21 protein-coding genes are annotated in these 20,190 nt (G+C 64.6%); 11 read left to right on the forward strand and 10 right to left on the reverse strand.

Features of this window, described 5'->3' with window-relative positions:
• Window positions 1-236: 236 nt before the first annotated feature.
• Window positions 237-1,916 (forward strand): IS1634 family transposase, encoded by a 1,680-nt coding sequence (locus C6W88_RS00005; protein WP_108131082.1) that lies wholly within the window; start codon window positions 237-239, stop codon window positions 1,914-1,916.
• A gap of 303 nt (window positions 1,917-2,219) precedes the next feature.
• Here the strand turns inward: C6W88_RS00005 and C6W88_RS00010 are convergent, their stop codons facing one another.
• From C6W88_RS00010 to hisC, 3 genes are all read right to left on the reverse strand, one after another.
• Window positions 2,220-3,206 carry a 2-hydroxyacid dehydrogenase gene (locus C6W88_RS00010; RefSeq protein ID WP_108131083.1) on the reverse strand — a complete coding sequence of 329 codons (987 nt, stop codon included), beginning with the start codon at window positions 3,204-3,206 and terminating at the stop codon, window positions 2,220-2,222.
• A gap of 66 nt (window positions 3,207-3,272) precedes the next feature.
• Window positions 3,273-3,677, reverse strand: a complete 405-nt coding sequence (gloA2, locus tag C6W88_RS00015) for an SMU1112c/YaeR family gloxylase I-like metalloprotein (RefSeq protein ID WP_108131084.1) — start codon at window positions 3,675-3,677, stop codon at window positions 3,273-3,275.
• A 49-nt stretch (window positions 3,678-3,726) separates the two neighbouring features.
• The gene (gene hisC / locus C6W88_RS00020) at window positions 3,727-4,782 is read right to left on the reverse strand and encodes a histidinol-phosphate transaminase (RefSeq protein ID WP_108131085.1); all 1,056 of its coding nucleotides are present in this window, start codon (window positions 4,780-4,782) and stop codon (window positions 3,727-3,729) included.
• Between the two features lie 136 nt (window positions 4,783-4,918).
• Between hisC and C6W88_RS00025 the strand changes: the two genes are divergently transcribed.
• Together C6W88_RS00025 and C6W88_RS00030 are read left to right on the forward strand one after the other, a co-directional pair.
• Window positions 4,919-5,815 carry an AEC family transporter gene (locus C6W88_RS00025; protein WP_045994656.1) on the forward strand — a complete coding sequence of 299 codons (897 nt, stop codon included), beginning with the start codon at window positions 4,919-4,921 and terminating at the stop codon, window positions 5,813-5,815.
• 101 nt (window positions 5,816-5,916) lie between these two features.
• The gene (locus C6W88_RS00030; RefSeq protein ID WP_045994657.1) at window positions 5,917-6,372 is read left to right on the forward strand and encodes a copper resistance protein NlpE N-terminal domain-containing protein; all 456 of its coding nucleotides are present in this window, start codon (window positions 5,917-5,919) and stop codon (window positions 6,370-6,372) included.
• Window positions 6,373-6,524: 152 nt separating this feature from the next.
• On the opposite strand, the gene C6W88_RS00035 is transcribed toward C6W88_RS00030, so the two are convergent.
• Both C6W88_RS00035 and C6W88_RS00040 read right to left on the reverse strand, forming a co-directional pair.
• The gene (locus tag C6W88_RS00035; protein ID WP_108131086.1) at window positions 6,525-7,250 is read right to left on the reverse strand and encodes a PspA/IM30 family protein; all 726 of its coding nucleotides are present in this window, start codon (window positions 7,248-7,250) and stop codon (window positions 6,525-6,527) included.
• A gap of 5 nt (window positions 7,251-7,255) precedes the next feature.
• Window positions 7,256-7,525 carry a YiaA/YiaB family inner membrane protein gene (locus C6W88_RS00040; protein WP_045994659.1) on the reverse strand — a complete coding sequence of 90 codons (270 nt, stop codon included), beginning with the start codon at window positions 7,523-7,525 and terminating at the stop codon, window positions 7,256-7,258.
• A 190-nt stretch (window positions 7,526-7,715) separates the two neighbouring features.
• Between C6W88_RS00040 and C6W88_RS00045 the strand changes: the two genes are divergently transcribed.
• From C6W88_RS00045 to mnmH, 4 genes are all read left to right on the forward strand, one after another.
• Window positions 7,716-8,492, forward strand: a complete 777-nt coding sequence (locus C6W88_RS00045; protein WP_108131087.1) for a helix-turn-helix domain-containing protein — start codon at window positions 7,716-7,718, stop codon at window positions 8,490-8,492.
• A gap of 46 nt (window positions 8,493-8,538) precedes the next feature.
• Complete coding sequence (radA, locus tag C6W88_RS00050; protein ID WP_045994661.1) at window positions 8,539-9,915, forward strand: DNA repair protein RadA; 1,377 nt, start codon at window positions 8,539-8,541, stop codon at window positions 9,913-9,915.
• 151 nt (window positions 9,916-10,066) lie between these two features.
• On the forward strand, window positions 10,067-11,104 hold the full coding sequence (gene selD / locus C6W88_RS00055; RefSeq protein ID WP_045994662.1) for a selenide, water dikinase SelD: 1,038 nt from the start codon (window positions 10,067-10,069) through the stop codon (window positions 11,102-11,104).
• Window positions 11,101-12,207, forward strand: a complete 1,107-nt coding sequence (gene mnmH / locus C6W88_RS00060) for a tRNA 2-selenouridine(34) synthase MnmH (protein WP_108131088.1) — start codon at window positions 11,101-11,103, stop codon at window positions 12,205-12,207. The genes selD and mnmH overlap by 4 nt, the downstream gene beginning before the upstream one ends.
• Here mnmH and C6W88_RS00065 read toward each other — a convergent pair.
• Entirely contained in the window at window positions 12,204-12,893 is a 690-nt protein-coding gene (locus C6W88_RS00065) for a type 1 glutamine amidotransferase (RefSeq protein ID WP_108131591.1), read from the reverse strand. The genes mnmH and C6W88_RS00065 overlap by 4 nt on opposite strands.
• Window positions 12,894-12,964: 71 nt before the next feature.
• On the opposite strand from C6W88_RS00065, the gene C6W88_RS00070 reads away from it, so the two are divergent.
• Complete coding sequence (locus C6W88_RS00070) at window positions 12,965-13,258, forward strand: MGMT family protein (protein ID WP_045994664.1); 294 nt, start codon at window positions 12,965-12,967, stop codon at window positions 13,256-13,258.
• 124 nt (window positions 13,259-13,382) lie between these two features.
• Window positions 13,383-13,967, forward strand: a complete 585-nt coding sequence (locus tag C6W88_RS00075; RefSeq protein ID WP_108131089.1) for a YjaG family protein — start codon at window positions 13,383-13,385, stop codon at window positions 13,965-13,967.
• Window positions 13,968-14,074: 107 nt separating this feature from the next.
• On the opposite strand, the gene hisF is transcribed toward C6W88_RS00075, so the two are convergent.
• From hisF to hisB, 4 genes are all read right to left on the reverse strand, one after another.
• The gene (hisF, locus tag C6W88_RS00080; protein ID WP_045994666.1) at window positions 14,075-14,848 is read right to left on the reverse strand and encodes an imidazole glycerol phosphate synthase subunit HisF; all 774 of its coding nucleotides are present in this window, start codon (window positions 14,846-14,848) and stop codon (window positions 14,075-14,077) included.
• A gap of 9 nt (window positions 14,849-14,857) precedes the next feature.
• The gene (gene hisA, locus C6W88_RS00085; RefSeq protein WP_108131090.1) at window positions 14,858-15,598 is read right to left on the reverse strand and encodes a 1-(5-phosphoribosyl)-5-[(5-phosphoribosylamino)methylideneamino]imidazole-4-carboxamide isomerase; all 741 of its coding nucleotides are present in this window, start codon (window positions 15,596-15,598) and stop codon (window positions 14,858-14,860) included.
• 134 nt (window positions 15,599-15,732) lie between these two features.
• The gene (gene hisH / locus C6W88_RS00090) at window positions 15,733-16,374 is read right to left on the reverse strand and encodes an imidazole glycerol phosphate synthase subunit HisH (protein ID WP_045994668.1); all 642 of its coding nucleotides are present in this window, start codon (window positions 16,372-16,374) and stop codon (window positions 15,733-15,735) included.
• A 100-nt stretch (window positions 16,375-16,474) separates the two neighbouring features.
• Window positions 16,475-17,068: an imidazoleglycerol-phosphate dehydratase HisB gene (gene hisB / locus C6W88_RS00095; RefSeq protein ID WP_108131091.1), complete on the reverse strand. Its 594-nt coding sequence runs from the start codon at window positions 17,066-17,068 to the stop codon at window positions 16,475-16,477.
• Window positions 17,069-17,241: 173 nt separating this feature from the next.
• Between hisB and C6W88_RS00100 the strand changes: the two genes are divergently transcribed.
• Complete coding sequence (locus C6W88_RS00100) at window positions 17,242-17,691, forward strand: acetyl-CoA sensor PanZ family protein (RefSeq protein WP_045994670.1); 450 nt, start codon at window positions 17,242-17,244, stop codon at window positions 17,689-17,691.
• Window positions 17,688-20,054 (forward strand): AsmA family protein, encoded by a 2,367-nt coding sequence (locus tag C6W88_RS00105; protein ID WP_108131092.1) that lies wholly within the window; start codon window positions 17,688-17,690, stop codon window positions 20,052-20,054. The genes C6W88_RS00100 and C6W88_RS00105 overlap by 4 nt, the downstream gene beginning before the upstream one ends.
• Window positions 20,055-20,190: the final 136 nt, after the last annotated feature.

The raw sequence follows: 20,190 nt of genomic DNA on the forward strand, positions 1-20,190 counted from the left end.
GAGAGTAGGTCATCGTCAGGCATTTATTCAGAAGAAGCCCAATTCCGAGAGGAGTTGGGCTTTTTCGTACGCATGGGGAACCCGAGTTCGACACTTTCAGCCCGATTTTGGCCTGAAACCGGCCCCTGTGGTCTGAGAATTCAGTGACTTATCGAATCGTGGCCAACATTCTTGTAGTGACACGTTTTTCTCGTGGCACCTTGCCAATAGCTGAGTAGGCTGTCTATGGTGGTGACATGTTCGTCAAAGTTACCAAATCCGGGCCGCGCCGCTACGTGAAGCTCGTCGAGTCTTACCGCGACGAAGCCGGCAAGTCGCGCCAACGCGTGATCGCGACGCTGGGACGCCTGGAAGCCGTCACGGCGGGGGAATCCAGCGCGCTGATCAATGGCCTGCTGCGCGTCTCCGGCCAGCCGACGCTTGAAGAAGGCACCGGCGAGACCGACTTTGCGCCGGCGCGATCCGTTGGCGATACCTGGCTGCTGACGTCGCTCTGGAAAGAGCTTGGATTGGATGACGCCTTCCGGCGGGTGCTACGCACCAAGCGGCAGTTCGATGCCGAGCGGCTACTGCGGGTCATGGTATTCAATCGGCTATGCGATCCCGAATCGAAGCTCGGTGTGCTGCGCTGGCTGGAAGATGTGCTGGTGCCCGATGTCGACACAGCCTCGATCAGCCATCAGCACCTGCTGCGCACCATGGACACGCTGTCGAACTGCAGCGAAGCCCTCAATGACGTGCTGGCACAGCAGCTCAAGCCGCTGATCGATCAAGAGCTGTCGATCGTCTTCTATGACCTCACCACGATCCGGGCAGAAGGCAGTACCTCACTCGATGGTGATGTTCGCCATTATGGTCCCTCGAAGGAGGGCGGGATCGCCCGACAGTTCATGCTGGGCGTCGTGCAGACGGCGGAAGGCCTGCCCATCCACCATGAGGTATTCGATGGCAACGTCGCGGAAACCAAGACGCTGCTGCCGACCATCGAGACCGTGGTCAAGCGCTTCAACGTCCGCCGTGTCGTGCTGGTGGCCGACCGTGGGCTGCTCTCCCTCGATAACCTGGAGGCCTTGTCAGCCGTGCGTGTCGAGGGACGCCCCCTCGAGTTCATCCTGGCGGTTCCGGGTCGCCGCTACAGCGACTTTGATGATCTGCTGAAGGTGTTTCATCAGACCCACTGCCAGGACGCCGACACCGAAGCCTATGGCGAGATGGCATGGCAGGATCACCGGTTGATCGTGGCGCACCGGCCGGAAGTCGCCAAGGTGCAGACGGCGGCGCGCGATCAAAAGCTCGAGGCACTGCAAGCTGATGCTCGCCAGTGGTTCGAGAAGCTGGATAACCAGGATGCCGGGCGTCGCTATCGCGGCAGAAAGCTCTCTGATGCCGGCGTGACGGCCAGGTTCTACAAGGCCGTCACTGATGCTCACCTCGGGCATATCCTGAAGGTCGACCTGACGGCCGAGACGTTTAACTACGTGCTGGATCAGCGAGCGCTCGATCGCGCCAGGATGCTGGATGGCAAGCTGCTGCTGGTCACCAATATGGCTGATCATGAGCCACAACAGATCGTGGAGCGCTACCGGGCGCTGGCTGACATCGAGCGCGGCTTCCGAGTGCTGAAGAGCGACATCGAGATCGCGCCGGTCTACCACCGGCTACCGGATCGCATCCGCGCTCATGCGCTGATCTGCTTCCTCGCCTTGGTGCTCTACCGGGTGCTCAGGATGCGACTGAAGGCGAGCAGTCATCCGCTGTCGCCGACGCGGGCACTGGAGATTGCCCGCAAGATCCAGTTCCACCAGGTCCTGCTCCACCGTCGCGAGACGGCGAGCGGCCTGACCAAATTGAAGCCTGAACAGCGCGACCTTTTCGAGGCGATTGGCCTGCCGGCACCTGCTGCATCACGCTTGTAGTGCCAATTTTGAAAACGCGTTTCCAGGCTAATCAGTAGTTTACGCTTCTAACTGTCGAACTCGGGGGGGAAGACCCCTCTCTTTATATGTGGGGCCGCGCCGATAACCCCCTCGGCGCGGTCCGGCCGCTCGCAAGCTCGCGTCGTTCGTCCCCCCTTGCGGCGTTGCCGCAAAAGCTCGGGGTGACTCACCCCCATGCGAGAGTAGCCGGTAGGCCGGCCCGTCCATCAGGCATTTATTCAGAAGAGGCCCGATTATCGGAAGATAATCGGGCCTTCTTTTGTTCAGGGCAGCGTCGACTCTCTAGAGCTGACAGTGCTGATCGAGAGAACGCCCTTCCTCGAAGGCGGTGAGGCTTTCCAGCGTGGTCGATGCGATCTCACTCAGGGCTTCCCGGGTGAAGAAGCCCTGGTGGCCGGTGACGACGACATTGGGGAAGCTGATAAGGCGGGCAAAAACGTCGTCCAGCGGGATGTCGTCGCTGCGGTCCTCGAAGAACATGCCGGCTTCCTGCTCGTAGACGTCGAGACCCAGGTAGCCGAGCTTGCGACGCTTGAGTGCCTCGATGCAGGCGCGGGTGTCGACCAGGGCGCCGCGGCTTGTGTTGATCAGCATCACCCCGTCCTTCATTCGGGAAAAGGCCGACTCGTCGATCAGGTGGTGGGTGTCTGGGGTGAGCGGACAGTGCAGCGAGATGATGTCGCTGTGTGCCAGCAATTCATCGAACTCGACCTGCGCGATGTCGGCTTGGTTCGGGAGGGGAGCTGGGTCGGTGACCAGCACGCGGCAGCCAAAGCCGCTCAGGATACCCGCCAGGGAGCGGCCGATCTGGCCGAAGCCGACGATCCCGACGGTCTTGCCGGCGAGGTTGAAGCCGAGCAGGCCATTGAGGTCGAAGTTATCCTCACGCACCCGGTTGTAGGCCTTGTGGATCTTGCGGCTGAGCGTGAGCATCAGGGCGACACAGTGCTCGGCAACGGCGTCGGGGCTGTAGGACGGTACGCGACACACCTGGATGTTGAGCCGGCGAGCGGCGTCGAGGTCAACGTTGTTGAATCCTGCACACCTGAGCGCGACCAGGCGTACCCCTACCACGGCCAGACGCTCGAGTACGGTGCGATCCAGCTCATCGTTGACGAATACGCACACTGCATCGAGTCCCTGGCAAAGGGTCACGGTGCGGGCGCTGAGGCGTTGCTCGAAGTGCACGATACTCAGCTGCGGGTGATGCTCATCGGAAAAGAAGGGGCGTTCGTAGGGCTGAGAGCTGAAGAAGCCTACCTTGAGCATGGTGCTTGCCTCGCGGGTCAGGGACAGTGGCGGAATCGGCTGAAGCGCTGTGTGGTTGCGGTGACGTCAGGCTTGCGTCTCGTAGAGTTCGATAGGCGTTCCGTCAGGATCGGCGAAGAAGGTGAAGCGGGCACCGGTGAACTCGTCGACTCGGATAGGTTCGGGTCGCGCGCCACGCCGCTTCAGCAACGCGACGCTGGCCTCCAGGTCTGATGTTGCCAGGGCAAGGTGACGAAGACCGCAGGCCTCGGGATAGCTTGGCCGAGGCGGCGGAGAGGGAAAGGAGAACAGCTCGAGCTGGATGCCTCCAGGCAGGGCAAGGTCCAGCTTGTAGCTGTCACGCTCGTGGCGGTAGGCCTCGTTGAGGATGCGGGCGTCGAGCACCTCAATATAGAAGCGCCGGGCGCGTTCGTAGTCGGCGGTGATCAGGGCGACGTGGTGCACTCCGGTCAACGGCAGACGCTCACTCATGGGGGCCTCTTGCAAAGAAGGGGCGCCGCGCGGCGCCCGATGTTGTGGCCTAGCGACAGAGGTCGCTGAGCACCTCGATCAGCGAGTCCATCTCGTCATCGGTGCCGATGGAGATACGCAGATGATCGCGCAGCGTCTCGGTATTGAAGTGGCGTACCAGGATGCCGCGCTCGCGCAGACCGACGAAAAGCTGGGCTGCGTCGTGCTTGGGGTGTGACGCCAGCACGAAGTTGGTCTGTGACGGCAGCACCTCGAAGCCCAGGTCATCGAGACGCTGGCGAGTACGTTCGCGGGTGGTGATCACCGCCTGACGCGTGGCCTCGAAGTAGTCGCCGTCTTCCAGTGCGGCGATGCCGATGGCGCTGGCCAGAGCGTCCACCGGGTAGGAGTTGAAGGAGTCCTTCACCCGGGTCAGACCCTCGATCAACTCCGGTGAGCCCACCGCATACCCAAGACGAAGCCCTGCCAGGCTGCGCGACTTGGAGAAGGTGCCGGTCACCAGCAGGTTGGGGTAGCGCTCGACCAGGGGGACGGCGCTCTCGCCACCAAAGTCCACGTAGGCCTCGTCCACCAGCACCACGCGGTCGGTGACCTTGTCGAGCAAGGCCGCGATGGCCTCGCGGCCATGGCCGTGACCGGTGGGGGCATTGGGGTTGGCAAAGATCACGCCGCCGCTGTCGCTGGCCAGGGCGTCCAGGTCGACACGCCACTGATCGTCCAGCGCGAAACGCTGGCTGTCGATGTCGTACATGCGGCAGTAGACCGGATAGAAGCTGTAGGAGATATCCGGCATCGCCAGCGGCTTGTCCTGGCGGAAGAATGCCTGGAAGGCCAGCGCCAGCACCTCGTCGGAGCCATTGCCGGCGAAGACGTTGGCGGAGGTCGTGCCGAGGGCCTGTGCCAGGGCCTCACGCAGGGCGCTCGAGGTGGGGTCCGGGTAGCGCCGCAGATGGTCCGCCGAGAACTCGCGCAGGACCCGTTCCACGCCAGGCGCGGGCGGGTAGGGGTTCTCGTTGGTGTTGAGCTTGATCAGCTTCTCGCGGGGCTGTTCGCCCGGCACGTAGGGGGTCAGTTCCCGAACGTTGGGACTCCACAACTGGCTCATGGTCTCTCGCTTGGCAGGCTTGGCAGAATCGAAGGCTTGATTACCACTTTGGTCATGGTGACCGCTGCCAGAGCCCTGCGCAAGTCGCTGACGTGCTAGGCTGCGAGCGCTGACCGTTTGCCGCCTAAGAGACTCCATGACCGCTCAGATCCTCGCCACTCTGCTACCGGTATTTCTGATTTCGGGGGCCGGTACCCTCTATGGCAAGTTGCGCTCTCCCGACATCCGTAGCCTCAACACCCTCAACATGGAGCTGTTCGTGCCCATGCTGGTATTTGTGGTGCTGGCCGACCGCCAGGCGCCGCTTGAGGACTACGCCTGGCTGGCGTTGGCCGGCGCCGTGGTGGTAGTGGGGTCGGGGCTGCTGGTATGGCCGGTGGTGAAGTGGCTCAGGCTCGAGCCGAAGACCTTTGTGCCGCCGATGATGTTCAACAATTCCGGCAACATGGGCATCCCGCTGCTGATCCTGGCCTTCGGTGAGCAGGCGCTGCCGGCGGCAGTGGTGCTGTTCATCGTCGAAATGCTGCTGCACTTCTCGCTGGGACTGAAGATGCTCAGTCCCCATACGCCGCTGTGGCGCCTTTTGCGCATGCCCATCGTGCTGGCGAGCCTCGCTGGCCTGGCGGTCAATCTGTCCGGGCTTTCGCTACCGGGCTGGCTGCTGGAGGCGATGCATATGCTCGGTGGTGTGTGCATCCCGCTGTTGCTGTTCGCCCTGGGCGTGCGGATGCTCGACATCGACTTCGGTGACTGGAAGACCGGGCTGCTCGGGGCGGTGCTGTGCCCGCTTTCCGGGTTATTGCTGGCCTGGCCGTTGATCATGCTGCTTGAACTAGAGGGACTCAAGGCCGCGTCGCTGTGGGTGTTCGCTGCCCTGCCGCCGGCGGTGCTCAACTACCTGGTGGCCGAGCAGTATCGCCAGCAGCCGCATTCGGTGGCGTCGCTGGTGCTGATCGGCAACCTCGGTAGTCTGATCGTGATGCCGATCGTGCTTGGCCTGGTGTTCGCCCACGTGATGCCTCCGGTGTCGTGAGCCGGCAGCGATACAGGGCTGTGCGCAACGAAGCTGGGAGGTTATGCTGTCGGCAGGCTGCCGATTCGTCGGTTCCATGCTCAATGGTTAGGAGGACTAATATGCAACTCAGGACTTTGCTGGCGGGATCCGCCATGCTCGCCCTTTTGGCCGGCTGTGCGAGTGGCCCCAGCGACGAGGGATCCGGTGGTGAAGCCATCCAGGCGACCTCGGCGACCTACCAGGGGACCCTGCCGTGCCGTAACTGCGACGGCATCGCCCTGACGGTTACCATGGAAGGTGAAGACCAGAGCGCCCCGGCGCAGCGCACCTTCGATCTGACCGCGGCCTACCAGAACCATCCCCAGAATCCGCCGAACGAGAACTACTCCGGCAACTGGGATGTGCTGACCGGTACCGCCGACAATCCGGAGGCCACCGTCTACGAGCTGGTCCCCAACGGTGAAGGCCAGACCTACTACTTCATGCGCGTCAACCCGCAGACTCTGGAGCTGATCGACCCCCAGCGTCGTCGCTTCCAGAACAACGACATGCTGCAGCTGACCCGCCAGCAGTAAGTCGCACGACATGCACGTGTCGAACACAAAGGGCGGCCCCAGGTGGGCCGCCCTTTGGCGTCTTGACGTGATGGTATTATGCCGACAGGCTCGCTCGGCACCGCCTGGAGGCTGTTTCGAAGCGCTGGCGGTGCTCGCGCTGATCGCAGGGCTCATGCCCCACTGGGCGATTCGCCTGGAACGGCAGCCGCGCTCCCTTGGGCCTTCAGCCGGGCAAGCACACTCCTGGCGTCCATCGATCCCTCGAGGATACCCGACGTCCTGAGGCGTCGATCCAGATCCTGGCCGCTGGCCTCTTCATCCAGCTCCTTGAGGGCCGTCGTGACCTCTGCCTGGTGTTGCTGGGACGTGCGGATGCGTTCGTAGCTGGTTGCAATTTCGTCCATGTGTCGCTGGAGCCCGGTACTGCAAGCGCCCAGCTTCCGCCCAAGGCCAGCATTGCCGCCTCGCGCCTTGGCCAGTTTCATTTCGCGCTGGTAGTGGCGCAGTGACTGAGCCGCTTGCCCGAGCTCCTCGCGCAGGGTCTGTTCCTGTCGCGACAAGGCCTCGGCGTGCTGTCGCTGTGAGGTCAATTGGCTTTCGACCTCGGCGATGCGGCTGGCCACGGCCAAGGCCAGCGCTTCATCGTCCTGTTCGAGGGCCGCGCGAGCCTGGTGCTCTCTGGCTTCGAGCTGCTCGGCCAGTTGCTGGTTGTGGCGCTCGAGCTGTCTGCGTTCGGCGATCAGGCCGGCCAGATCGAGGCGTGCCTGGTGCAAGGCCTGCTCGGCCTCACGGATCTCCTGGGCCATGATCCGCAATGCGTTGGCATCCACCAGCTTCTCTACCGGTTCGTGAGCTGTCGCCCGAACCAGGGTGTGCAGTTTCGTCCAAAGTGACATGGTGGCTACTCCGTGTATTCCTTGAGAAGTTGCTGGGTGCGAGCCTCGGAGATGCGGTTGTGGAAGCGCCGGCTCTCGTGATCATCGCGTAGCGTCTTGGACAGGGTGATGGTGGTGGAGACCAGAAACAGTGAACACACGCCGAGATAGCCTTTGACCAGCAGGTCGATGGGCGCCATCACGATACCGACCGCCATGGCGGCCAGCGCGATGGCAAAGGTGACCTTGACGAAGAACAGCCAGCCTGACGAATTGTTGCTCGCTTCATTTTCCATGGAGATCTCCTGCTTGCTGGGTGGTGGAGCCGACATCGCCTACAGGGTGTGGCGAGCGCGGCGTCGATGGCACTATGGCGAGGTCGGGGCGCGGTACGCCAGCAGGATCCGGAAGGTAGCGTGTTGTTGAGCCGTGAGTCGCGTATTCTGCTACCTTGGCCGGGGCTTTCGGCGATGAGGGATGTGAGTCATGGCGCAGACGGTGGCGATTGTGGATGCGCTCAAGGCGGCACTGCGGGCCAATGGCGTCACCTATCAGCAGGTGGCGGCGGCGCTTGGCCTGTCCGAGGCCAGCGTCAAGCGGCTGTTCGCCGAGCGCCAGTTTTCGCTGCAGCGCCTGGATCAGGTGTGTGCCCTGGTCGGTCTCGAGATCACAGACCTTGTACGCCAGCTGGAGCCCCAGGCGCTGGTCGACGCGATCGCCCCTGAGCTTGAGCAGGAGCTGGTCTCTGACATGTCGCTGCTGCTGGTGGCCTTCTGTGCGCTTAATCGCTGGCGCTTCGAAGATATCTGTGCGACCTATTCGCTCGGCGAGCCTCAGGTGATAACGCACCTGGTGCGGCTCGATCGTATGGGATTGATCGAGCTGCTGCCGGGCAATCGCATCAAGCTGCTGATCAGCTATGACTTCCAGTGGCAGCCGCAAGGGCCTATCCAGCGCTTCTTCGAGTCCCGGGTCCAGGAGGATTTCCTGGCGTGTCGCTTCGACCGCCCGGGCGAGATAAGACTGTTCGTCAATGGCATGCTGTCGGTGCGCTCCAATGAGGTGATGCAGCAGAAGCTTCGGCGGCTGGCGCTGGACCTTCGCCATTGTCACCAGGAAGATCTGTCGCTGCCGCTGGAGCAGCGCTTTGGTGTCAGCCTGATGATCGCCATGCGCCCCTGGGAGATGGAGGTGTTTCGCCGCTACCGCCGTGTTGAGGACGACAAGTGCTACCCGGGACACGGCGACAAGCCGCAGTGTTGACCATCGCTGACGAACGAACCCGATTGAACCGATAGAGAGAGGATTCATGGCCAAGGCCAAGAGCGCCTTCGTGTGCACCGAGTGCGGTGCCGAGTACCGTAAATGGCAGGGGCAGTGTTCCAGCTGCCAGGAGTGGAACACCTTGACCGAGGTGCGTCTGTCCTCGCCTGCCAGAAGCGGGTCGAGCGCCGGTGCGACGGCGCGCGGTGGCTACGCCGGCAGCCTGTCGCGTGAGGTGGTGGATCTGGCCAACGTGGATCTGTCGGAGGTGCCGCGGTTGTCGTCGACCTTTGCCGAGTTCGACCGCGTACTCGGTGGCGGTCTGGTGCCGGGCTCCGCGGTGCTGCTGGGCGGCCACCCCGGGGCCGGCAAGTCCACCTTGCTGCTGCAGACCGCCTGCAAGCTGGCTCAGGAGCGCAGCGTACTCTACGTCACCGGCGAGGAGTCGCTGTCCCAGGTGGCGATGCGCGCCCACCGCCTGCAGTTGCCGACCCAGGGACTCAAGATGCTGGCGGAGACCAGCGTCGAGACCATCCTGGCGGTGGCCGAGCGCGAGCGCCCCGAGGTGCTGGTGATCGACTCGATCCAGACCATGCATCTGGAGGACATCTCGTCGGCGCCGGGTGGTGTGGCCCAGGTACGCGAATCCGCGGCGGCACTAACCCGTTTCGCCAAGCAGTCCAGCACGGTGCTGCTGCTGGTCGGCCACGTCACCAAGGACGGCAGCCTGGCCGGGCCCAAGGTGCTCGAGCACATGATCGACGCCTCCCTGTTGCTGGAAGGCGGCGCCGACTCACGTTTTCGTACCCTGCGCGGCCAGAAGAACCGCTTCGGCGCGGTCAACGAGCTGGGCGTCTTCGCCATGCTGGAACACGGCATGAAGGAGGTGAAGAACCCCAGCGCGATCTTCCTTTCGCGTCAGCAGGAGCAGGCCCCCGGCAGCCTTGTGATGGTGGTGTGGGAAGGCACCCGGCCGATCCTGGTGGAGGTGCAGGCGCTGCTCGATGAGTCGGCGCTGGGCAACCCGCGCCGCGTCGCGGTGGGGCTGGATGCCAATCGCCTGTCGATGCTGCTGGCGGTGCTGCACCGTCACGGTGGCCTGTTTACCGGCGACCAGGACGTCTTTCTCAACGTCGTCGGCGGGGTCAAGGTGCTGGAGACCAGTGCCGACCTGGCGGTATTGCTGGCGGTGGTGTCGAGCCTGCAGGGCAGGGCACTGCCGCGCGAGCTGGTGGTATTCGGCGAGGTTGGCCTGTCCGGGGAGATTCGCCCCGTGCCGAGCGGCCAGGAGCGTATCGTCGAGGCCGCCAAGCACGGTTTTACCCGCGCCATCGTGCCCCGGGGTAACGCTCCCAAGAACTCACCGGCGGGGATGGAGGTGGTGGCGGTGGACAAGCTCGCCGACGCCCTCGAAGTGCTGTAACCCCATCCATGAACTGATCACCTGGGCGCCAGACCATACCCTGATCACAGCCTTTTACCCGGGTTGTGATCAGGACGATGGTGACTGCGCCGTGCCGATTCCGCCGGTCCTGCTGGTGTAGAATGGGCCCATCATTGCCAAGGAGACTTCCATGAGCGCCATCCGCTTGACCCAATACAGTCACGGTGCCGGCTGTGGCTGCAAGATCGCCCCCGATGTGCTCGACAGCATCCTGGCCAAGGCCGGTCCGGGAGCAAGCCACTCGAAGATGATCGTCGGCAATCAGGGACGCGAGGATGCCGCCGTCTTCGACCTGGGCGACGGGCGCGGCATGATCAGCACCACCGACTTCTTCATGCCGATCGTCGATGACCCCTTCGACTTCGGCCGCATCGCCGCCACCAACGCCATCAGCGACGTCTACGCCATGGGCGGTGACCCGGTGATGGCGTTGGGCATTCTGGGCTGGCCGCTGGACAAGCTGGGCGCGGACATCGCCGGTGACGTGGTGGCCGGGGCTCAGGCGGTATGTCGTGAGCTGGGCCTGGCGCTGGCGGGCGGCCACTCCATCGATGCCCCGGAGCCGATCTTCGGTCTTGCGGTCAACGGTCTGGTGGAACTCAAGCACCTGAAGCTCAACAAGGGCGCCAAGCCCGGCGATCTGCTGTTTCTGACCAAGCCGCTGGGGGTGGGCATGCTGACCACGGCGGAGAAGCAGGGGCTTCTGGAAAGCGGTCACCATGGCCTGGCGCGGGAAACCATGCTGATCAGCAACCGTATCGGTGCCGCCCTTGCGCGCATCGAAGGGGTGCGTGCGATGACCGACGTCACCGGCTTTGGCCTGGCTGGCCACCTGTCCGAGGTGTGCGCGGCCAGTGGCGTGGCGGCTCGCATCGACTTTCGCCGCCTGCCGCGCCTGGCCGAGGCCGAGGCTTACCGGCGCCAGGGCGCGGTACCCGGCGGCACCCGTCGTAACCGTGACGCCCTGGGGGCCAGCCTGCCGCAGATGGATGAGGCCCACTGGCAGTGGCTGTGTGATCCGCAGACCTCGGGCGGTCTGTTGATCTCGGTACACCCGTCCTGGGAGGACGATGTCGAGCGGGTCGGCCGCGAGTTTGGTATCGAGCTTGCACCCTTCGGCGAGGTCGTCGAGGCCAGCGGTGAGGCGCTGATCGAGGTGCGCGGATGAAGCTGCCGCTGGTCCCGGCGGATCCCGCCCTGCTGGTCGAGGGGCGCACCTTGATCGACGTGCGGGCGCCGGTGGAGTTCGCCCAGGGCAGCCTGCCCGGGGCGGTCAACCTGCCGCTGATGAACAACGAGGAACGCCATCAGGTCGGGATCGCCTACAAGCAGTCCGGCCAGCAGGCCGCCATCGCCCTGGGCGAGCGGCTGGTGTCCGGCGAGATCAAGGCCGCGCGCATCGAAGCCTGGAAGCGCCAGCTCGAGGCGGCCCCGGACGCCATCATCTACTGTTTTCGGGGTGGCCTGCGCTCGCAGATCGCCCAGCGCTGGCTGCTTGAGGCCGGCGTCGAACGACCGCGCATCGAGGGTGGCTGGAAGGCAATGCGCCAGACGTTGTGCGCACGCATCGATGACGCCGCCGCCCAGCCTATGCTGGTGGTGGGTGGCCTGACCGGCTGCGCCAAGACGTCCATCGTGCAGGCCCTGGACAACGGTCTGGATCTGGAGGGCTGCGCCCGTCACAAGGGCTCGGCCTTCGGCCGCCATCCGCTGATCGCCCCCAGCCAGATCGACTTCGAGCACGCCATGGGCCTGCGGCTGCTGTCATTGCACGGGCCGCTGGTGCTGGAAGACGAGTCGCGCCACATCGGCGCGGCCAATATACCGCTCGAGTTCTGGCGGGGAATGGAGCCGGCGCCGAGGATCCGCGTCGAGATGCCGCTGGACTGGCGCCTCAACCAGATCCACAAGGACTACATCGACGACCTGTGGACGATCTATCGCAACCAGTTCGGCGAGCGCCTTGGCTGGTCACTGATGCGCAAGCAGTTGTCGACGGCGCTGGGGCGACTGAAGAAGCGCCTGGGGAGCGCGCGACTGGCCCGCCTGCAGCGGCTGCAGGCGCTGGCCTTCCGCGAGCACGAGGCCGGCAACCGCCAGGCCCACGAGGCCTGGCTGGCGCCTTTGCTTACCGAGTACTATGACCCCATGTACCGCTACCAGCTGGAGAAGCACACCGAGCGTCGCTTCCTGCATGTCGGTGACTGGGACAGCTGCCTCGAGTTTGCCAGGGCCTGGAGCCAGCAGCAGCGGGACGCGGTGGCGAATTAGACGTCCGGTGCCGTGCGCAGCCACTGGCTCAGCAGGCGATCCAGCAGCGGCGCCAGGGTATCCAGGCGCCGGGCCTCGGCAAGGATCGTTTCCGGCGACTGGGTCCTGGGGCTTGCGTCGGCGCCTTGCGGCAACGGCATCGTCTCGAGAAAGGCCGTCAGGCTCTCCTGGTGATGATGCAGGTGGCAGGCCAGGCCAACCACCCGGCCGGCGTCCCAGGCGAAGCCGAGCACCGGGCTTGTCGGCGTGCCGCCCAGCGGCAGGGCGTCATCGGGCAGTCCGAACACCTGGCGATGCCACAGCAGGGCGGGGAAGTCGTCGGGCAGGTCGAAGGGGCTGTCGTCGGCCAGGCTGACGGTCTGCCAGCCGGCTTCGGCCTGGGTGCCACGGCCCACCGGAGCGTCCAGCGCTTCGGCGATGCGCCGGGCGCCGGCGCCGAGCCCGAGCAGCGGCTTGTGGCCGTCGAGCATCTGGTCGATCAGCTTGCGTTCGGCCTTGAGCCAGGGCGCCTGGTCGCGGTCCTCGAGATCGTCGAGGATGATCAGGGCGTCGCAGTCCCCGGGGCGCGGCACCAGCTCACCGTCGTAGAGGTGGAAGACGGTGAAGCTGTGGCCCATGCTGGCAAGCCAGTCGCCGATGCGTGCGGGGCCCAGGTCAGGATGGTGCTTGAGCAGATGAAGGTGCATGGGGGCCTCGCTCAGACTGAGGGTGGGCGGCGCCATCCCTCGATGAAAATGCAACCAGAACGAAAGGTTACATGAATCCGGACGTCCGAGAACAGATTCTTACCATCATCAGCGAGATTCCTTCGGGGCGGGTGACCAGCTACGGGCGCATCGCCGCCATGACCGATGGGGCCAGCGCACGCATGGTCGCGCGGGCGCTGCGCGATCTGCCGTCGGGGCATGAGCTTCCCTGGTTCAGGGTGGTGACGGCCTCGCGCAAGCTCGCCGACCATGGCGGAGCCGACGAGCAGCGCAAGCGTCTGATCGATGAAGGTGTGGCCTTCGATGAGCGTGGACGGATCGCCCAGGAGCGCTTCTGGCCTTGAGTCGCCCAGTCCGCTTTCGGCCATCGCCGTTTTCCCGACATTCGACACGCGACCCTCGACTCTCGCCCCTTGAACCTTGAATAAAGGGACCGGCAGCCCGTTTATTGCCAGCACAGGAGCCATCATGGCAAAGCCAGGATTTCACCAGCGCCTGCAGGCGCTGACTCTACGTCAGCAACAGGCCTTCATGGCCGCGTTGACCGAGCGCATGCTGCCCAACTATGCGCTCTACGCCGATACCAGCGGTCACGGGGATCTGGCGGGCATGAGGGCGATCCTCGACCTGGTGTGGGAGCAGTTGACCGTCAAGGACGCCAAGATCGACTTCGATCTCCAGGCCGAAAAGCTCGGCGAGCTGGAGCCTCCTCAACAGGACGACAGCTTCGGCGCCCGTCGTGCCCTCGATGGGGTGGTCGCGCTATCGGCGATCCTCGATACCCTGCGAGGCGATGCGCCGGACGCGGTGCTTGAGGTCAGCAAGGTCTCGAAGGCAGCGGTGCGCTCCTTTATCGAGCTGACCGAGGGAGAAGACGATGCCGAAAAGCTCGCCCAACTGGTCAAGCAGCACCCGTTGATGGAAGACGAGAACGACTTCCAGGATGCGGCGCTGGAGGCGGCGGAGGAAGAGCCGAGCAAGAAGCACGTCAAGGCGTTGAGAAAGCTTGGACGCAACGGTGGTGTCAGCAATCTGGGGCTGACCCTGGACTGAGGTCGGTTTCAGTCCGTACAAACGACCACCCCCACCGGGCTACCCGGCGGGGGTGGTTGGTTGCTGGCTCTGCAAGCCCTGGCTGAAGAGCCAGCCAAAGGCGTCGGTCAGAGGCGCATGGTGATGCCCTTGTCGGCCATATAGCGCTTGGCCTCGGGGATGGTGTACTCGGCGAAGTGGAAGATGCTGGCCGCCAGCACCGCATCGGCGTGGCCTTCGGTCACGCCCTCGACCAGGTGGTCGAGGTTGCCGACACCGCCGGAGGCGATGACCGGCACCGCCACCGCATCGCTGATGGCGCGGGTGACGCCCAGGTCGAAGCCGGCCTTGGTGCCGTCGCGGTCCATGCTGGTCAACAGCAGTTCGCCGGCGCCGTACTCGACCATCTTCTTGGCCCATTCCACCGCGTCGAGCCCGGTGGGACGACGGCCGCCGTGGGTGAAGATCTCCCAGCGAGGGGCTTCGCCTTCCTCGCTGACGCGCTTGGCGTCGATCGCCACCACGATGCACTGGCTACCGAAGCGCTCGGCGGCTTCACGTACGAACTCAGGGTTGGTCACCGCTGCGGTATTGATCGAGACCTTGTCGGCGCCGGCGTTGAGCATGGTGCGGATATCGTCGCAGGTGCGGATGCCGCCGCCTACCGTCAGCGGGATGAACACTTCGCCGGCGATGCGCTCAACCATCTCCACCGTGGTGTCGCGGTCCTCGTGGCTGGCGGTGATGTCGAGAAAGGTGATCTCGTCGGCGCCCTGCTGGTTGTAGCGCTGCGCCACCTCCACCGGGTCGCCGGCGTCACGGATGCCGACGAAGTTGACACCCTTGACCACTCGGCCGGCGTCGACGTCGAGACACGGGATGATGCGTTTGGAAAGAGCCATGGAGCCTCCTCAGCCTTGGGTCAGTTCGTCGCACAGGCGCTGCCCTTCGGCGACGTCCAGGCTGCCTTCGTAGATGGCGCGTCCGGTGATGGCGCCGAGAATGCCCGGCTCGCCAGCCGCCACCAGGGCGCGCAGGTCATCGAGGTTGGTCACGCCGCCGGAGGCGATGACCGGAATGCCACCGTCCCGGGCCAGGGCTGCCGTGGCCTCGACGTTGACGCCGTTCATCATGCCGTCGCGAGCGATATCGGTGTAGACGATGCTGGAGACGCCGTCGTCGGCAAAGCGCTTGGCCAGATCCACCGCCATCACCTCGGACACCTCGGCCCAGCCGTCGGTGGCCACACGGCCATCATGGGCGTCGAGGCCGACGATGATATGGCCGGGGAAGGCGCGACACATTTCGGTCACGAAGTCAGGCTCCTTGACCGCCTTGGTGCCGATGATCACCTGGGAGACGCCGGCCTTGAGGTAGTGCTCGATGGTCTCGGCGCTGCGAATGCCGCCACCGATCTGGATCGGCAGGTCGGGGTACTGGCGGGCAATGGCGGTCACCGCCTCGCCGTTGACCGGACGCCCCTCGAAGGCGCCGTTGAGGTCGACCAGATGCAGGCGCCGCGCGCCGGCCTCGACCCAGCGAGCGGCCATGGCGACGGGGTCGTCGCCATAGGTGGTGGCCTCGTCCATGCGGCCTTGCTTGAGACGAACGCACTGTCCGTCCTTGAGATCGATGGCGGGAATTACCAGCATGTTGTGTCCTCGGGGTGCCTTTTCAGGGGCGTGCCAGTGTGATCGATGCAGGCAGGGCGTGGGCCGTGCCGGTGCAGATGTCGGGCGGCGGCCAGGGCAAGCGAGCGCCTGCCCGGCCGGCGCTCAGGTCTGGGTCAGGGGTTCCACTGGACAAAGTTCTCGAGCAGCCTGAGGCCGGCACGAGCGCTCTTTTCCGGGTGGAACTGCACCGCAAAGGTGGCGTCACGACCCACCGCCACATGGGCGCTGACGCTGCCGTAGTCGGTGGTGCCGAAGACCTCGGCGTCATGCTCGGCGGCCACATAGTAGCTATGCACAAAGTAGAAGTGCGAGCCGGGCTCGATACCCTCCCACAGCGGGTGGGCGTTGGGCTGCGCCACCAGGTTCCAGCCCATGTGCGGGACCTTCAGGCGAGCGCCGTCACTGTCCTGCATGTCCAGCGGAAACCGCTTTACCTGACCGGCGAGGTGGCCCAGGCAGTCGATGCCGCCGTTCTCGTCGCTGTGGTCCATCAGCATCTGCTGACCCACACAGATGCCCAGCAGCGGCTTGGACTGGCTGGCCAGCAGCTCGCGAACCAGGCCGCTGAGCTCGGTACGCTCCAGTTCGCCCATGCAGTCGCGTATGGCGCCCTGTCCCGGTAGCACGACACGGGTCGCGCCCTGGATCGAGCGAGCGTCGCGGGTCACCAGCACGTTCTCGTGGGTGACGTGTTCCAGTGCCTTGGCGACGGAATGGAGGTTTCCCATTCCGTAGTCGATGACGGCAATGGTCATGAAGCGCTCCTTGGTGGTTGGCCCGGAGGGGCGCCGCTGCCGGCGACCGCCTCGCTTGGTGTCTTGTCGTCTTGTTGCTGTTGGACCGCAGCCGGCGGCGTTAGAGGCTACCCTTGGTGGAGGGCAGCTTGCCGGCCATGCGGGGGTCCTCGGCGGCGGCCATGCGCAGGGCGCGGCCGAAGGCCTTGAAGATGGTTTCCGCCTGATGGTGGGCATTGAAGCCCTTCAGGGTGTCGATATGCAGCGTGACCTGGGCGTGATTGACGAAGCCCTGAAAGAACTCCCAGAAAAGCTGGGTGTCGAAACGCCCGATGGTGGCGCGGGTGAACTCGACGTTCATGGACAGGCCGGCACGGCCGGAGAAGTCGATCACCACCCGGGACAGTGCCTCGTCCAGCGGCACATAGGCGTGGCCGTAGCGATAGATGCCGCGCTTGTCGCCGATGGCTTGGTTGAACGCCTGTCCCAGGGTGATGCCGAGGTCCTCGACGGTGTGGTGGTCGTCGATGTGCAAATCGCCGTTGACGCTGATGTCCAGGTCGACCATGCCGTGGCGGGCCACCTGGTCGAGCATATGGTCGAGGAAGGGAACCCCGCTTTCACCCTTGAGGTTGCCCTCGCCGTCGAGGTTGAGGGTGACGCTGATCTGGGTTTCCTTGGTGTCACGGCTGACCGTGGCAATACGCTCGGACATGTCGTCTCCTGCGCTCACGCGCATGTCGGAATTGGGGGCCTTGTTTCTAAGGTGGGCCGGTCGCGGTGCGAGGCGCACAAGACAGCTATTATAGTGAATCGGCACCCCCATCCGCTACAATGCAGCCATTCCAGTGGCGGCCGTCGCCGCCCTCCGGCCAAGGGAGACAGCGTATGCCGGTGACCCTCTTTCGCGTCGACCAGGATGTCTGGGACGCCGATGAACAGGTGCGGATCGATCTGACCCGCATTTATGCCGATGCGCCGGAGGAGCGCATCAAGCTCCCGCCGGGAGCCTACGTTACCCGCCAGCTCGAACATGGCTTCTTCTGGGCGGCGCGCTTCAATGATCGCCTGCTTGGCGCTGTCGCCGTCAGTCCTGGTGACGGGCGCTGGCGCATGTTCGACCTCTGTGTTCGCAAGACCACTCGTCGGCGTGGCGTGGGCTCGCGCCTGCTGGCGCTGATCAGCGCTGCCGCCAACCGTGACGGCGTGGCGCTGAGCGTGGCCGGTTCGCAGCTGACCCTGGCCGACCAGATGCTGCTAAAGCGTCTGGGCTATCAGCTGACGCGAAGCGGCGATGATTTCCAACTTGATCTGCCCACCGGAGAAAGCGGCAAATGAAACGACTCGTAAGAACCCTGCTGGCGGTCGTCGGCGTCCTCGCCCTGGTCACGGTGGGCGCGGTGGTCTACGTCACCACCTTCTTCAACCCCGAGGACATGAAGCCGAGGCTGGTGTCCGTGGTGAAGGAGCACACCGGGCTCGAACTGTCGCTGGAAGGCCCATTGGAGTGGTCCTTCTATCCGCGCATTGGTGTCAGCGTGGCCGAGGCCGAAGCGCGCCTGCCGGATCAGGCGGATGACGCCCAGGCCTTTGCTGCCTTCTCCGAGGCCTCGGTCAGCCTGGCGTTCACACCGCTGTTGCGCGGCGAAATCGCCATCGACGGCCTGACCCTGGATGGGCTGTCGCTGAATCTCGAGCGCGACAGTGATGGCACCGGCAATTGGGAGGCGCTGCTCGAACGCCTCGAAAACAGGGCCGATGACGCCGAAAAGGCGCTGGCGCCGGCCAGCGCAGGCCCCAACCCGGATGATGAAGGCGGTCTGTCGGTGGCCCTGAACATCGCCAGCGTCGAGGTGACCAAGGGCCATCTGAGCCTGGTCGATCATCAGGCCGGCCGTGAGTGGCAGGCCGAGAAGCTCACCATCAACGGTAGCAACGTCAATCCGGATACCGCCTTTCCGCTCAGCTCCACCTTCCAGCTGAAGGTGTTCGACCAGCTCGATGGCGGCGGTGAGGGCGAAACAACGGAAGAGCGCACCCCTGGGCTGCAAAGCGATGTCACCCTGGAGAGCGACGTCAATCTGGGTCTCGCCGACAGCCGCCACGTGCTCAGCGACGTGACGCTGGAGACCAGTACTCTGCTGGCCGGTGCCTCGGAACCCCAGGAGGCGACCCTGACCAGCGACGAGGTGGTGCTGAACCTTGGCGAGCAGCGTCTGCACATGGCGCCGAGTCAACTGGACGCCAGCCTGCTGGCACCCCAGTTAGGCGAGAAGCGTGTGGCCATGACGCTTTCGTTCCAGCTGGAGTCGGACTTCGACGCCGGTACCGCCCAGCTGCGCGATATCGCCTTGAGCGGCCCCGATGGTCTGTCGATCAAGGGCAATCTCAACCTGAAGGAGCTGAATTCGGCGCCACGCTATGACGGCCAGGTGCGTCTGGCACCGTTGTCGCTGCGTGCCTGGCTTGCGCGCATGGACGCCATGCCCAGCATGTCCAGCGACGAGGCGCTGTCGGAAGTGGCGCTGACCAGTCCGGTGGAAGGCACCCTCGAGCAGCTCTCGCTCAATGGCCTGACGCTGGTGCTCGATGACAACACCTTCTCCGGTTCCCTCGGCGCACGCTTCGATGGCACCCGGGTCGATCTCGATCTGGAAGGCGACCGCCTCGACGCCGACAGCTATCTGCCGCCGCCCGAGCAGGACACCGCCGCCAACGGCATTCCCGGCATCGCGTCGGCGCTGGCCCAGGACCAGGACCAGGACGGCGCACCGGCGATCCTGCCGAAAAGCTTTCTGGCCGGGCTGGACGAGAGCGTATCGCTGGCGCTGGGTCAGCTGATCCTGGGCGGCCAGCGCTACCAGGATGTGTCCTTGAGCATGCAGGGCGAGGGTGGCAGGCACCGTCTGACCGGCTTCGAAGCGGGCTTCCATGAAGGTCGGCTTAAGGCCACCGGGGTGCTCGACGCCAGCGGCGATGACCTCGCCTGGCAGCTGGCGCCGGAGGTCGAGGGCGTGCGTCTGGAGTCGTTGCTGACATCGCTTGGGCAGGAGCCCGCCCCGCTCAGCGGCTCGCTGCATGCCAGTGGTGAACTGACCACCCGCGGCAACGCTCGCCATGAGCTGACCCGTAACCTCAACGGCACCCTGGACACGCGGATCAACGAGGGCAGCATTCCCCGCGCCAATATTTCGCGTCAGCTGTGTACCGCCGTGGCGCGCCTCGAAGGCGAGCAGACCACGCGCGAGTGGAGCGAGAACACCCGCTTCGAGAACATCAGCGCGCGCTTCACCATCCGTGACGGCGTCGCCCATAACGACGACCTGCTGATCACCCTGCCGGGTATCGAGGTCAGTGGTGGTGGTCAGCTCGATCTGGGCAGCCAGCGTTTCGATGCCGACGGGGCGGCCCGTTTTGTCGACACCGCCGATGCCGCCTGCAGCGTCAATCGGCGTCTCGAAAAGGTGCCCTTCCCGGTGCGCTGCGAAGGCAGCCTGGAGGGTGACAGCAGCCAGTGGTGCGGCTTTGACGCCGACGCCTTCAAGGCCAATCTGGGCGAGCTGGTCGCCGAAGAGGCCCGCTCCCGCGTCAACGAGGAAGTCGAGGAGCGGCTGGGCAAGGAGCTCGAGCGTCTCGACGAACGCATCGGAGAAGAGGCTGGCAAGGAACTTCGTGACGCCGTCCGTGGTCTATTTAATTGAGCATCAAGCAAGCCAGTCACTGCGCCGACCTCCGTGTCGGCGCTTTTTTTCGTGTCTGACTTTTGAGTGATGATAACTAATTGGTTTTATGAAATATTTATCAGAAGTCTCTGGCCCTGACAGTCGGGTGAAAGGC

The sequence above is a fragment of the Halomonas litopenaei genome (assembly GCF_003045775.1).
Classification (GTDB): domain Bacteria; phylum Pseudomonadota; class Gammaproteobacteria; order Pseudomonadales; family Halomonadaceae; genus Halomonas; species Halomonas litopenaei.

Excerpts from the sequence above, each read along its gene's own strand:
- C6W88_RS00040 (WP_045994659.1), bottom strand. The coding sequence starts at position 7,525 with ATGGAAAATGAAGCGAGCAACAATTCGTCAGGCTGGCTGTTCTTCGTC.
- hisF (WP_045994666.1), bottom strand. The coding sequence starts at position 14,848 with ATGGCTCTTTCCAAACGCATCATCCCGTGTCTCGACGTCGACGCCGGC.
- C6W88_RS00100 (WP_045994670.1), top strand. The coding sequence starts at position 17,242 with ATGCCGGTGACCCTCTTTCGCGTCGACCAGGATGTCTGGGACGCCGAT.
- C6W88_RS00025 (WP_045994656.1), top strand. The coding sequence starts at position 4,919 with ATGACCGCTCAGATCCTCGCCACTCTGCTACCGGTATTTCTGATTTCG.
- C6W88_RS00070 (WP_045994664.1), top strand. The coding sequence starts at position 12,965 with ATGAATCCGGACGTCCGAGAACAGATTCTTACCATCATCAGCGAGATT.
- hisB (WP_108131091.1), bottom strand. The coding sequence starts at position 17,068 with ATGTCCGAGCGTATTGCCACGGTCAGCCGTGACACCAAGGAAACCCAG.
- C6W88_RS00005 (WP_108131082.1), top strand. The coding sequence starts at position 237 with ATGTTCGTCAAAGTTACCAAATCCGGGCCGCGCCGCTACGTGAAGCTC.
- C6W88_RS00035 (WP_108131086.1), bottom strand. The coding sequence starts at position 7,250 with ATGTCACTTTGGACGAAACTGCACACCCTGGTTCGGGCGACAGCTCAC.
- C6W88_RS00105 (WP_108131092.1), top strand. The coding sequence starts at position 17,688 with ATGAAACGACTCGTAAGAACCCTGCTGGCGGTCGTCGGCGTCCTCGCC.
- hisC (WP_108131085.1), bottom strand. The coding sequence starts at position 4,782 with ATGAGCCAGTTGTGGAGTCCCAACGTTCGGGAACTGACCCCCTACGTG.
- C6W88_RS00075 (WP_108131089.1), top strand. The coding sequence starts at position 13,383 with ATGGCAAAGCCAGGATTTCACCAGCGCCTGCAGGCGCTGACTCTACGT.
- mnmH (WP_108131088.1), top strand. The coding sequence starts at position 11,101 with ATGAAGCTGCCGCTGGTCCCGGCGGATCCCGCCCTGCTGGTCGAGGGG.
- selD (WP_045994662.1), top strand. The coding sequence starts at position 10,067 with ATGAGCGCCATCCGCTTGACCCAATACAGTCACGGTGCCGGCTGTGGC.
- gloA2 (WP_108131084.1), bottom strand. The coding sequence starts at position 3,677 with ATGAGTGAGCGTCTGCCGTTGACCGGAGTGCACCACGTCGCCCTGATC.
- C6W88_RS00065 (WP_108131591.1), bottom strand. The coding sequence starts at position 12,893 with ATGCACCTTCATCTGCTCAAGCACCATCCTGACCTGGGCCCCGCACGC.
- hisH (WP_045994668.1), bottom strand. The coding sequence starts at position 16,374 with ATGACCATTGCCGTCATCGACTACGGAATGGGAAACCTCCATTCCGTC.
- C6W88_RS00010 (WP_108131083.1), bottom strand. The coding sequence starts at position 3,206 with ATGCTCAAGGTAGGCTTCTTCAGCTCTCAGCCCTACGAACGCCCCTTC.
- C6W88_RS00045 (WP_108131087.1), top strand. The coding sequence starts at position 7,716 with ATGGCGCAGACGGTGGCGATTGTGGATGCGCTCAAGGCGGCACTGCGG.
- hisA (WP_108131090.1), bottom strand. The coding sequence starts at position 15,598 with ATGCTGGTAATTCCCGCCATCGATCTCAAGGACGGACAGTGCGTTCGT.
- radA (WP_045994661.1), top strand. The coding sequence starts at position 8,539 with ATGGCCAAGGCCAAGAGCGCCTTCGTGTGCACCGAGTGCGGTGCCGAG.
- C6W88_RS00030 (WP_045994657.1), top strand. The coding sequence starts at position 5,917 with ATGCAACTCAGGACTTTGCTGGCGGGATCCGCCATGCTCGCCCTTTTG.